Source organism: Methanothrix sp. (assembly GCF_030055635.1).
In the GTDB taxonomy this organism is placed as follows: Archaea; Halobacteriota; Methanosarcinia; order Methanotrichales; family Methanotrichaceae; genus Methanothrix_B.
Window position 1 is genome coordinate 38,549 of record NZ_JASFYM010000001.1, and the last position, 13,095, is coordinate 51,643.

Annotated in this window: 8 protein-coding genes and 1 tRNA gene; 5 read left to right on the forward strand and 4 right to left on the reverse strand. The window is 55.1% G+C overall.

Features of this window, described 5'->3' with window-relative positions; translation table 11 throughout:
• Positions 1-107 precede the first annotated feature (107 nt).
• The 3 genes from QFX31_RS00210 to QFX31_RS00220 form a co-directional block, all read right to left on the reverse strand.
• A tRNA-Val gene (locus tag QFX31_RS00210) sits at positions 108-181 on the reverse strand.
• A gap of 322 nt (positions 182-503) precedes the next feature.
• Positions 504-1,631, reverse strand: coding sequence for an ATP-binding protein (locus QFX31_RS00215; RefSeq protein WP_348530148.1), 1,128 nt, complete (start codon positions 1,629-1,631; stop codon positions 504-506).
• 110 nt (positions 1,632-1,741) lie between these two features.
• Positions 1,742-1,900: a hypothetical protein gene (locus tag QFX31_RS00220; protein ID WP_348530149.1), complete on the reverse strand. Its 159-nt coding sequence runs from the start codon at positions 1,898-1,900 to the stop codon at positions 1,742-1,744.
• 93 nt (positions 1,901-1,993) lie between these two features.
• On the opposite strand from QFX31_RS00220, the gene QFX31_RS00225 reads away from it, so the two are divergent.
• Together QFX31_RS00225 and QFX31_RS00230 are read left to right on the forward strand one after the other, a co-directional pair.
• Positions 1,994-3,631 carry a pentapeptide repeat-containing protein gene (locus QFX31_RS00225; protein WP_348530150.1) on the forward strand — a complete coding sequence of 546 codons (1,638 nt, stop codon included), beginning with the start codon at positions 1,994-1,996 and terminating at the stop codon, positions 3,629-3,631.
• A 174-nt stretch (positions 3,632-3,805) separates the two neighbouring features.
• Complete coding sequence (locus QFX31_RS00230) at positions 3,806-9,559, forward strand: THxN family PEP-CTERM protein (RefSeq protein WP_348530151.1); 5,754 nt, start codon at positions 3,806-3,808, stop codon at positions 9,557-9,559.
• A gap of 60 nt (positions 9,560-9,619) precedes the next feature.
• Here QFX31_RS00230 and QFX31_RS00235 read toward each other — a convergent pair whose 3' ends face one another.
• On the reverse strand, positions 9,620-10,246 hold the full coding sequence (locus QFX31_RS00235; RefSeq protein WP_348530152.1) for a gamma carbonic anhydrase family protein: 627 nt from the start codon (positions 10,244-10,246) through the stop codon (positions 9,620-9,622).
• 116 nt (positions 10,247-10,362) lie between these two features.
• Here QFX31_RS00235 and QFX31_RS00240 point away from each other — a divergent pair, with 116 nt between their 5' ends.
• Genes QFX31_RS00240 through proS form a run of 3 tightly spaced genes read left to right on the forward strand, consistent with a single transcriptional unit; the run spans position 10,363 to position 13,039 of the window.
• Positions 10,363-10,986 carry a LysE family transporter gene (locus QFX31_RS00240; RefSeq protein WP_348530153.1) on the forward strand — a complete coding sequence of 208 codons (624 nt, stop codon included), beginning with the start codon at positions 10,363-10,365 and terminating at the stop codon, positions 10,984-10,986.
• The gene (locus QFX31_RS00245) at positions 10,986-11,570 is read left to right on the forward strand and encodes a stage II sporulation protein M (RefSeq protein WP_348530278.1); all 585 of its coding nucleotides are present in this window, start codon (positions 10,986-10,988) and stop codon (positions 11,568-11,570) included. The genes QFX31_RS00240 and QFX31_RS00245 overlap by 1 nt, the downstream gene beginning before the upstream one ends.
• Before the next feature lie 32 nt (positions 11,571-11,602).
• Positions 11,603-13,039 carry a proline--tRNA ligase gene (proS, locus tag QFX31_RS00250; protein WP_348530154.1) on the forward strand — a complete coding sequence of 479 codons (1,437 nt, stop codon included), beginning with the start codon at positions 11,603-11,605 and terminating at the stop codon, positions 13,037-13,039.
• Positions 13,040-13,095 lie beyond the last annotated feature (56 nt).

Consider the following 13,095-nt stretch of genomic DNA (forward strand, 5'->3'; position numbering starts at 1 on the left):
TGCAGGCAGGCGACATGGATCCTGGCGCGGGGCAGAAGATCTCTCCATCGAGGGTGCCTTTGGAGGACGTCTGGAAAGCACATTCTTCAGAAAAGCTTTGTGGGCAGTGGGCCCGACGCGATTCGAACGCGTGATCCCCGCCGTGTGAAGGCGATGTCATAACCACCTAGACCACGGGCCCTCAAGGCAGAGAGGTACGACCAATTATTAGTACCTTGCCCTCGATTCGAGGGACCTGTCTGAGCAACACTGGCACCTCCTCGCGAGGTTATAGTAGAACATAAACATTTTGGCTCATCCCCTTGATTCAGCGGATCAGCAACCTTGCAGAAAGATGTGGCGTCAACTGCTGATGGTTGAGGTTATCAGAGTCCGCCTCTCAGACGGTTCGACCACGTTAGCAGAAATCAAACACCCCACGCTAATGACGCAAGGTCGCCCATGTGGAATGAAAAATGGTCTGCATGCAGTGACCATTTCCGTACCAAATGCTCTTTCGGTTGCTACCTCTGATCTGTGCTCTTCTCTCTCGATGCCACCGGCAGGGTGAAGAGAACCGTGCACCCCTTTCCCGGCTCTGACTCTATCCAGACCCGACCGCTATGTGTTTCGATTATCTTCTTGACGATCGCAAGGCCGGATCCGGTCCCTTCAGATCTGCTGTCGATCTTGTAGAAGAGCCTGAAAACGTTGCTGTGATGCTTCGGATCGATGCCGATGCCGTTGTCCCTGACGTAGAACACAACCTCTCCGTTCCTTTTACAGCCTATGTGTATCTGCGGTTTCCTCTGATCTCCCATGTACTTCACGCTGTTGTCTATCAGATTGACAAGAACCTCCACAGCCCGGATCCTGCTGGCGTAAACCTCAGGGAGATCTGCGTCTACAACCACCTCAACTCCTCTGGATACCAGCTTCTCCCTTGTGAGGGTGAGGGCTTCATTCACTATATCCGCAAATGGCACACACTCGCGCGAGCCCAGGATCCTGCCTATCCTGCTGATCTTTAATGTGTCCTCAAGCATAGCGTTGATGCTGTTCACCGCGGTCTCTATAACTCTAAGATCGTCCTCGATCCTCCTCGTGTCTCCGGTGCGCGTATCCTCCTTTAGGAATCCGAGAAAGCCGCTGATCGTGAGAAGTGGGGCTCTCAGGTCATGTGATATCGTGTACAGGAGCCACTCCATCTCCTCATTCTTCGATTTTAGCTCCGATGTCCTGTCAGAGACGAGCTTCTCCAGCGTCCGGTGGGAGCTTCTGAGCATCGCCTCTTTCTCTTCTTCCTTGGTGATGTCCATGCATATGATCTGCGCGACTATGTGGCATGAGCTGAGCGGATGGACCCAGGTCCTGAGGTGCACCCTCTCCCCATCCGGCCTGGTGCAGATGTGCTCGAAGCTGGAGCTGTTGGCCGAGTTCAGGATATCGAGAATGCGCGAGCGAGCCTCACGATCTCCGAATGGCGGATTCTCTGTTCTGTTGATCTCCTCCATCTCCCTGCCGGTTATGGATGTGAATGCGGGGTTCGCGAGCGCAACCCTGCAATCCCGATCCAGATACGCCACACCCACCGGCAGGCTCTCGAAGAGATATCTGAAAATAGCGGGCTGGTTGATCTCACGTTCCTCCACGCACCTCCCTCCAGAAGGCACAATGAAGATACATTTCAAAATATTAAAAGATATTCATCCCCTTGGTTGTGTATCGATGGTGATGAAGCTATTGCCGCCTGCCGGCAGCATCAGAGGTTCTCTCTGAGGAGCTGGTAGACAACATAAACAGCTATCACAAAGATCGCAAGCTTCGCCAGCCACATCAGCGGTCCCCAGAGGATTATGACGAGTATCACCGCCAGAATCAGAAGTATCAGGTTTCTGTCCTTCCTCTTGAATCTGCTCATGATCTCTACAGTGCGCTGATGGCTTATAAAATGATCTCCGACTGGTCATGAATGAAATGCTGACGAGCGCATCTCATGGAAGCAGGCGCCGGGGTGGACAAAGCCTATATCCAGGCAGGTCGCATGAGCAGCAGGAGCGTGGTTCAGATACGGGCTGTCGCCAGATGTGTGTTACTCATAGGATTGCTGATGATCTCCATGGCCTCAGGCCAGGAGATCGGCTGCAACGCGAGCGATGGCATCTGCAGGATCGTCTCCGCAGCGGAGATTTTGGGTAAGATCCGCGCCGGAGAGCCTGCGGTATACGAGAACGTCTTCGTCTCAGGAGATATCAACATCAGCAGGATCGGAAAGCCCCTGATCGCTCCGATAAAGATGGTGAACTCCACTATCAACGGCTCGCTGAAGATCGACGGCGCTGAGTTCAGGGGCCCGCTGAACCTCAGCGGCACCGTTTTCTCCGGAGATGTTGCAGCGCGGGGTGCGAGCTTCGACTCAGACGTCTCTTTCGCGGGCGCGCATCTTCTGCGGAATGCTGAGTTTTCCCTGGCGAGGTTCGGGGGGACTGCGAACTTCGTAGGGACGAACTTTCACGGGCCGCTGAGCATGAGCTACGCCCAGTTCTCAAAGGTTGCGAGCTTCGAGGGGGCAACGTTCTGGAGCCACGCGGACCTCTCGAACGCCCAGTTCATGGACGATACGAGCTTCGAGAGGGTTCACTTCCTGAGGAGCTCGAGCTTTGAGTTCTCGCGGTTCCACCAGCTAGTCTCGTTCTGGCGCTCTGTCTTTCACGGGGAGACGAGCTTTGCGAACAGCGAGTTCTCCGGAACTGCGAACTTCATGCGCGTGAGCTTCGATGAGAACGCTGTCTTCATGGGCTCCAGGTTCTCCCATGATGTCACATTCAGCGGGGCCCGGTTCTCGAGGGCAGCAGTATTCGGACTTGCAGCATTCCAGGGGTTCTCTGACTTCTCGAGTTCTCTTTTCAGGTCGGTCGCATTCTTCGGGCTCGCAAAGCTCGAGGACAACACAAGGTTCGTGAACACGACGTTTGATGGGGATCTCGTGCTGACAAGCTCCCGGATATACTCGATGCAGCTTGAGAACGCGAGCTTCTCAGATTCATCGAGGATATACCTGAAAGAGGCTGACTTCACCAGGATGCTCGCCCGCTGGTATCTTATAAAAAACCATCTCGTTTACGACAGCGCGGCCTATCTGGCTCTGGTCAAGAATTACAAGAACATGGAGTGGAGGGACGACGCGAACGACTGCTACTACCAGTACAGGAGGATAAGCCAGGCGTCGGAGCCGTGGGGGCTGGAGAAGATGATCGATGTGGTATCATGGCTCTCCTGCGGTTACGGCGTGAGGCCGAGCTACACCATATTCTGGTCGATGTTCATGATCCTCCTCTTCGGTTTGGTGTACTGGATAGGCAACGGGATAAGGGAGATCGCGTGGGAGAACCTCTCAGATGAGGACGAACCGGAGAAAGCGGATGCTGAAGTCAGCGAGGATGAATCCGAGGGAGATCCTGAGATGCCGGCAGAGAGACGCATCTCTTTCCCGGATTCGTTATTCTTCAGCGCGATGTCGTTCACCGCGCAATCGCCTGCCTCGCTCTATCCTGTGGGTATCTACAAGCACGTGAGCATGATCGAGGGGATACTCGGATGGTTCCTGCTGGGGCTCTTCGTGGTCGTCCTGAGCGGGATGCTTATACGATAAGTATTTATTGAGATATCCATGATATACCACATTAATTCGGTGGGACAGGCAGCTTGATATAAAAATGTGCTGCAATTTATCGGGAGATATGCTAGTTTGTGTTGCTTACGATTAAAATTTATAAAAATACATAAATAGTATGTTAGCCTGCTTCGGGCGGCCAGGGGAGATCTTATGTACAATAAAGCAAAGCATGTGTGCTCTGCACTAGTAAAACTGTGTTTGATATCTTTGATCATGATAGTCGTAACCGCAAATGGCGCTACAGCGCTTACATTAGACAGTTCTTCTGGTGTATGGACCAGCGTTACTGGCGGAAGTGGTGTAACTGGAGTGAATACAAATGAGGTGAGGTGGGGAACACCTGCTGGTTCTCAGAAAAGCGGGCTCCGTTTCGATGGAGTCGCATCAAGTCAGAATATAGAAACCGGCAAGGACTTTTGTTTAGGTAAGCTAACGCACTTCAATTACCCTGTATATTCTGGAACTGCAGCATCAGGAGCTAAATTAAAGATCACACTTCATTTTTCCAATCCATCCATCACAGCTGATTTTTATTATGATCTGACAATTGATGAAACACCCAACAGCGGTACATGCACTCCAAATCGCCCGAATACCTGTGCGTATAAACCATGCGAAACTCCATGCCCAGACAAAGTGGCTTGGTCAAATACACTTTCAGCTCAGTCATTTTTCGTCAATGGTGAGGAGTATATCGTTCAGATAGCCGGATTTGTAGATGAATGTCCTGGTGGAACACCGGTATCTGATTTTATAACACAGGAGGGAAAGAAAAACGAGGCATATCTCGTCGGCAAGGTTCTTCTAAAAAGACCTTCAATAACGGTGGTCAAGACAGCATACATTGATGGGAGTTGTCCTGGCAGTGATCCCGTTGATGCGGAGATAGGCGACACAGTGACCTACTGTTACGAGGTCAAGAACACGGGTGACGTCACATTAACGGGTGTGACGCTAAGTGACGACAGGTACGGGAGCATAACGCTCGATAAGACCACGCTCTCACCAGGCGAGAGCGCTTATGGTACTGCGACTCATAAGATAACAGAATCCGATTATCCATCGCTGGTTAACACAGCGACCGCGACAGGCACACCACCCACAGGAACCCCGATAACCGATACCGATGACTGTAAGGTTAACATCCAGGTCTCGCCCGGTATCGAGGTGGTCAAGACAGCATACATTGATGGGAGTTGTCCTGGCAGTGATCCCGTTGATGCGGAGATAGGCGACACAGTGACCTACTGTTACGAGGTCAAGAACACGGGTGACGTCACATTAACGGGTGTGACGCTAAGTGACGACAGGTACGGGAGCATAACGCTCGATAAGACCACGCTCTCACCAGGCGAGAGCGCTTATGGTACTGCGACTCATAAGATAACAGAATCCGATTATCCATCGCTGGTTAACACAGCGACCGCGACAGGCACACCACCCACAGGAACCCCGATAACCGATACCGATGACTGTACAGTTAAAGTTGAGGCAGGTCATATATTAGTCGACAAGGTCACCGACCCAGCCGGCTCCACGGATACCTTCGAGTTCACAGGATCCTGGAGCGGAGGCACGACATTCTCTCTGAAAGACAGCGATACGCCTTACGATAGCGGTTATCTGGCACCAGGCGAGTACACGGTGACCGAGAGTGTGCCTGAAGGATGGGTGCTGAGCAGCATAACCATCGAGGGCGATACTGATGGCGGCTCCACCACATCAGGCTCCACCGCGACGATCGATCTCGATGCTGGCGAGACGATCAAAGTTACATTCACCAACACCCTCCAGACGGGCGGCCAGGGCAAGCTCGACGTCAGCGGATACAAGTTCGACGATCAGAACGCGAATGGAGCGTGGGATACAGGAGAGCCTGGAATCGAGGGCTGGACGATCTATCTCTCGGATGGCACCACACCGATCTCAACAACAACCGGAATCGATGGCAAATACACCTTCACGAACCTGCCTGCAGGTACCTACACTATAACAGAGGAGGAGAGGGATGGATGGACGAGGACCTTCCCTGCAGCTCCTGGAAGCTATGAGATTGTGTTTGACGGAGAGGAGGACAAGAGCGTATCGGACCTGAACTTCGGGAACGCCCAGGTCCTCCAGCCGCAGGCCAGGCTTGCGATAGATGTCAGCCCACATGATCCATGCAGCAATACTCCCGTGGTCGTCACAGTTAGCTGTCAGAACGTGCAGGGCGATCTCTGCGGCAGCATTGCCAGCATGACTCTGTACTACGAGTCGTCCTCGGTGGAGATGACGAAGGGCCCGAACGGCAAATGGACCGCGACGATAGCCGGCCAGCCTGCAGGCACCACACTGAGCGTTTATGCCGTGCCGAAGGACTCTCAGGGCAACTTCATAGCGGATATCGGGACGACTGCGACCGAGAAGATCACATGGATAAACTGCGCTATCGACATCGAGAAGACAGCTGATACGACTGAGGTGAATCCAGGAGACACCATCACATACACCCTCACGGTGAGGAACACCGGCAGCTCAACTATAAATGACGTCACCGTGGTCGACACGCTCCCGCCCGGGACGCTGTACGTATCCGCGAATCCAGCACCGTCAGGCGTCAGCGGCAGTGTCATCACGTGGAACCTGGGCGCTCTTGATCCAGGTGCATCTGTTGTCATCACGCTGACCGCCACGGTCGAGAGCGATGTCTGCGAGCGCCAGAGCTTCACGCCATCGGATGAGCAGAACCAGAAGCGCGGCGCTGCTCCACCTGCGACAGGAGAGAATCGGCTCACCATAATGGCAGCATCTCCAGTCGACCAGGAGCTGGTCGATTCACTGTACAGAAACATGACGAGGCTCGAGGCTAAGCTGAACTACGTCAGGAAGTACAGGGACACATTCGATAAGGCGAACGCCACACTGATCGTGAGCAATGTCACACTGAACGGCTCTGTTTACACACTGATGAACTACACCAGCACCACCACGGGAGACGTTCTCACAGAGGCGTACAATTCCTCGGGTGCTCTCGCATGGTCCCTCCTGGTGAGACCACAGAAGTACGACTCGCTCCGCACAGAGTACGTCAACGGCAGGGTCGTCTCCGAGAACTACATCACGAGAGAGCCCTGGGAGGGGCTGCTCGTCGAGTACGATAAACCGTATCCAGGGTACACGAACCTCACGGTCACCTACTACCCGACTGGTGACACGCTTGTTGTCATCAGGGACCAGTACGGCAACGTTGTGAGCAAGGAGTACAAGAAGCTGCCAGGAGTGCCGCCCGTGCCTCTGGAGCTCGAGAACTGCGCCACGGTTACGGGCAGAATAGGCGAGATCGAGGTGAGCGACAGCTCCTGCGTTACTGTCAAGGTGATATGCCCATTACCGCTGCAGGGGAAGCTCACCCTGGCTAAGAGGCCCTCTGTCGAGGTCGCATCTGTCGGCCAGACGATCACCTACACGTACACAATCACAAACGGCGGAGAGACGACTGTCAGCAACATCTACGTAGATGACGATATGCTCGGCAGGATCAACACAGATCCGATAACCCTTGAACCTGGAGAGACCACTGAGATCACCGCGACGTATGTTGTGAAACCAACGGATGCATCTCCGATAAAGAACGTCGCCATAGCAATAGGCCAGGATCCGAACGGCGATGATGTGGCCTCTGATCCAGCCGAGGCTGAGGTCGTGATCGCTGGGAAGGTTCTCTTCAACAAGACCGCGGAGCCCAAGGTCGTAAAGCCAGGAGACACGATAACTTACACGATAAGGTACCAGAACCTCGAGGGAGGGAGACTGTACGACGTCTACATCGTGGACCACTACCCGAACGAGATATACTTCATAAGCGCGACACCTGCTCCGACAAGCGGGAACAACGTGTGGCACATAGGCGATCTCGATCCTGGCGCATCTGGAGAGATAGTGATAGTCGTGGGCGTCGCCCAGGAGCTGGGCAACATGAGCTTCAGCATGGACCAGAGCGTGAGCGGCTCAGGCTACGTCAATGTGTACAACAACCTCTGCACAACCCCGCCGAGGATAGTGAACAGGGCTGAGATGTCCTACAGGCTCACCGAGAACGGAGAGAGCACAAGAGCCTCTGCAGCCGCAGAGGTCCAGCTCGGACCGCCGGCGACCTGCGCCAGGATCAAGGAGCACGGGAGCGGCTCATACGAGACCGAGGATTTTGTGAGGTACGAGCGCGGGAACCGGACGATTACCTGGAACAAGAGCCTGTCAGCGACGCACTACCCGACATCGTTCTCCCTCCCGAGAGACAGAAACGTGAACTACACGACGCTCTGGGTGGAGAAGCAGAAGGCTAAGAACTACGCGACCGATGCCTCATTCAGCGAGGAGTACACCTATGCCAGGAGCATAAAGCGCGAGAGCTCCCTCCAGATGGACGAGAACGGCTCCAGGCTGATGGTGGACACAGAGTTCACAGGCATGGGGCATGTCGGGATACTCAAGGCCAGGGAGAGCAACAGGACGAAGAACGCGATGTACTGGGGCGGAGCTGTTTACGAGAGCAGAGAGGACTATGTGGGGAGCTTCAGTTTGTATCAGAAGATCGACGAGTACGGAGAGCACCTGCGCTCCGAGAGCGAGGTGAGCGGCAGAGGCTTCGCAGCCGTGGATAAGCGCCTCGGATCCGCGCAGCGCTCCTACGAATCCGGCGCAGGCAGCTACGAGAGCTCCCACCTCATGGACACGCTGAGCAGCTACATGCACAAGGATATCAGCCTCAACCACGCGCCTGCGAACTACACCTACTCGAGGGGCATGGCGGTGAACTACACCGGCAGGTGGTATGAGGGAATGTGGTCCAAGACGGACAGGAGCCTGATCAGCGAGAGCTTCTCCGCGCTGAACCGCCTCGAGAAGGAGACGTACGCGAGGGGCCTGAACGAGATGGAGACTGAGGCTGAGTTCTCCGGAAAGGCTGACTTCAGGGTCCTCTACCAGGATCTCAGCGGCAGAGAGGGAAGGACCATTGACCTCGTCGATCAGTACATCGGAGATTACAGGGTGAACCGCAAGGTCTCGATGACAGGTGTGTCGAGATACAGCTACCCGCACATATCCGTTAGAAAGGAGGCCTCTGTGGACCTGGCGAACAGCACATACGCTGATTACAGGATCATCGTCGAGAACGACGGCAACGTCAATCTCGGGCCTGTGTACATCCTCGACATTTTCCCGCCCGGCACAGAGTACGTCGGATCATCTGCAAGACCGAGCGAGCTGACGTCAGAGTACGCTAACTGGACGCTCCTGCATCTCGGCATAGGAGACACTGCCACAATCTCGCTGACGCTCAACATCACCGAGGAGGTATCGAACCTGGTCAACAGGGTGATCGTCTCTGGAGTCCATGACGGTGAATGGGTCACGGCGAGAAACTTCTCCTCGACGAGGATAGACTGGCTCGAGTGCTGCCCATCTGAGATAATCGCAACGAAGACCGCGAGAGTGCACAACGACACTGTGAGCTACAGGATCTCGCTGAGAAACAGAGCGAACTACACGATGGTCGCGTTCGTCATCGATTACATCCCATCAGATATGCAGCTGATCAACTACTCGCTCACACCATCGCAGATAAGGGAGAACAGGATCGAGTGGGCGGTGCTCGATCTGAGGCCCGGGAAGAGGATCGACATCGATTACAACATGAAAGCGCTCAGGAGCGGCACGTTCACCAACAGGGCCAGGGTGGAGGCCTACCCGATCGATGGGCCTGGAGCGGTGGGGGCAGATCTTGCGGCCAGAGCATACGTCGGAGTCGAGATAAAGGAGCCGGAGCGGGAGGGCTGGACAGTGCCGAAGTGCATGAGCCTCAACTGCACCGAGTCGTACAGGGACGACTGGATGTCCTGCACCACATGCGAACGGGAGTAGATGAAAGACGGCGGGATACATCCCGCCGGCGCCTCTTTTCTATGCTCAGATCCTGAAGACCTAGATTCTTGAGCCCCTGCTGCTCCGCTGTCCTCTTGCGAGCAGCTTCTCCTTGTATAGATACATCGCAGCCCTGTTCGCATACTGTCTGTTTGTGGAGATGACCCTCTCCTTTAGCTCCGGAGTCACCCTTTTGATCTCCCGCGCGGGCACCCCTGCCCAGAGCGTCTCCGGCGGAACCTTCGTGCCCTCGAGGACGAGAGCGCCCGCAGCAACTATCGCGCCACTGCCAATAACCGATCTGCTCAGGACCGTTGCGCCTATGCCCACCATCGCCCAGTCCTCTATCTCAGAGGCGTGCACAGTGACCCTGTGGCCCAGCGTGACGTGATCCCCTATGATGCAGGGCGTGTCCGGCTCCACATGCAGGACCGAGCAGTCCTGGATGTTGCTCTCCTCTCCGACCTCTATGAAGGCCTCATCTCCCCTGAGAACGCATCCGTACCATACGGAGCTCCCCCGCTTCAGAACAACCCGGCCGATAAGAACAGTTCCAGGGCTCACCCACGCGGTCTCATCAACAACAGGCTCGCACCACACCGCCTCCCAGTCAGATCTCTCCGCTGGATACGGCAGCTCAGGCGGTTCCGGTACCCGAACATCAGACCATCTTATCATCTCGTCCATGATAAAACAGAATAAATGGATACGAGATATCACTTGTGATGAGATGCAACGAAGGGCATCATTGTTCCCAGGCCCTTCGAGAATGCATAAATATCCCGTACAACAACCAGCTTCCGATGAATGTAATGGAGATGCTTGTCGTCGCGTTTGCCATCGGGCTCACAGGCGCGCTCGCGCCAGGGCCGACTCTTGTTGCAACTGTGAACAGCTCACTGAAGAGCGGCTGGACCTCCGGACCGAAGGTCTCCATCGGCCATGCATCTGTTGAGATGCTGATATTCGTGCTGATACTCATGGGCCTCAGCGGCGCTGCAGATGCATACAGAGTTCCGATATCTGTGATCGGAGGCACAGCCCTCGTAGTATTTGGCGCTCTGACGCTGCGGGGAGCGAGCAGCGCATCGATATCATCACAGGGATCCGAGATATCCTCAAACCCCTACATCGCCGGCGCCCTGACGAGCGCGGCCAACCCGTACTTCTGGATATGGTGGCTCTCAGTCGGCTCTGCAATGCTGCTTGACGGACTCCGAGGCGGATTTTTGCTCGCAGCAGCGTTCATGATAGGCCACTGGGGCGCGGACTTCGGCTGGTACACGCTCGTATCAACGAGCATTGATAAGGGTAAGAGCGTCCTCTCAGAGAGGGGGTACAGGTACGTTCTCTCCGCATGCGGCATATTCCTGATGATATTCGGGCTGTACTACCTGAGCGGGGTGGCCGGGTATCTCGGATGGTGATGCTGGTGAGATCAATCGCATACCTGGGATCGATCAGAGGCTACATCGCGATATCTGTCGTTCTGTTCTTTGCAGCCGCTGCATCGGGATTCGTGGCAGTTGAGCAGAATCCAGCGATCGCGGAGGAGTGGATGAAGGAGCTGGAGATGCTGAAGTGGATCACAGATCTGCCGCCTCTCATGATAATGATCCTCATATTTACAAAGAACCTTCTGGCATGTGCGATGGCTGTGCTTCTCGGGGTGGGCGCAGGCGTGGTGCCGATGCTCGTCGCCATATCCAACGGCGTTCTTGTGGGCATGGTCTCCTACCAGGTCATCCAGAGGGAGGGTGTCCTCTACCTTATCGCAGGCATCCTGCCCCACGGAATATTGGAGCTTCCAGCAGTGCTGGTGAGCATAGCGATCGGCCTGCGGCTTGGCCACATCTTTATCATGACCATGATCGATGGTGATGGTGATCTGGGAGAGGAAGCGCGTACAGCTATCAGCTTCCTGATGTACAGGGTTGCTCCGCTGCTGTTCGTCGCGGCAGTGATTGAAACATTTATCACACCCCTCGCAATATCCCTTGCATCCCGGTAGTGATGAAGATGAATGATTCACAGGAGACACAGATGGTGAGGAAGGAGGAGAGGGAGGCGAAGCTTCCCCCAAAATCGAACTTCAGCGAGTGGTACCATGAGCTTCTGAAGAGCGCGGAGATAGTCGATGTCAGGTACCCTGTAAAGGGCATGAGCGTCTGGTATCCCTTCGGCTTTGCTCTCAGAAGCCATGTCTACCAGATAATAAAAGAGCTTCTCGATGTCGATCACTACGAGACGCAGTTCCCGCTGCTCATCCCCGAGACCGAGTTCATGAAGGAGGCGGAGCACATAAAGGGCTTCGAGGATGAGGTCTACTGGGTGACACATGGCGGCCGGGATCCCCTGGAGGTCAAGCTCGCGCTGCGTCCGACGAGCGAGACCGCGATATATCCGATGCTCAAGCTCTGGATACGATCGCATGCAGATCTCCCCCTCAGGATATACCAGATAGTCAACACATTCCGCTATGAGACGAAGCACACCCGCCCGCTCATCCGTCTAAGAGAGATAACATCGTTCAAGGAGGCACACACCGCGCACGCCACCTGGGAGGAGGCGGCGATGCAGGTCGAGACAGCAGTAGAGAGGTACATCGAGTTCTACAGGCGCCTTGCAATCCCATGCCTTGTGAGCAAGCGCCCGTCCTGGGATAAGTTCCCCGGGGCGGATTACTCGATCGCCCTGGATGTGATAATGCCCGACGGGAGAACACTTCAGGTCGGGACAGCGCATCTGCTCGGGACGAACTTCGCAAAGACCTACGAGATAACATACGAGGACGAGCGTGGTGAGCAGAGGTACGTCAACCAGACATGCTACGGGATCTCAGAGAGATGCATAGCAGCGCTCATAGCTGTTCACGGAGATGATAAGGGTCTTGTGCTGCCCTGGAGGGTCGCGCCTGTCCAGGTTGTCATTGTGCCGATCATATTCGGGGAGAGGGAGCCGATAATCGAGGTCTGCAGATCTATCGAATCCATGCTCGCAGGCAGGGGCATAAGGGTCAGGCTCGACGATGGTGATGAGCGGCCTGGCGCGAAGTTCTACAAGTGGGAGATGCGTGGTGTGCCTGTGCGGATAGAGATCGGCCCCAGGGACATCAAAAACGGCGTTGTGACCCTTGTGAGAAGGGACGGTGTGAGAAAGACCCTGCATATGGGGGATGGACTCGTGGATGCGATCCTCGCAGAGGCAGATGAGCTGCAGTCCGTTCTCTACGCCAGAGCGAAGGAGTTCATGGACTCGAAGATAAAGCTCGTATCCTCCCTGGATGAGGCGAGGGCGCAGGTGCAGTCCGGCGTCGCCAGGGTTCCGTGGTGCGGATCTGTGGAGTGCGGTCATGCTCTGGAGGACCAGATCGGCGCGAACCTGCTAGGGGAGCCGAGAGGGGATGAGATACCTACCATGCGCTGTCTCATATGCGGCAGGGAGTCCACAGGCTCGACGTACATGGCCAGGCAGTATTGAAAATCACCTCCGCAAGCGTACAGGAATGCATTGCTTCAATGGTATGACAGAGCAGG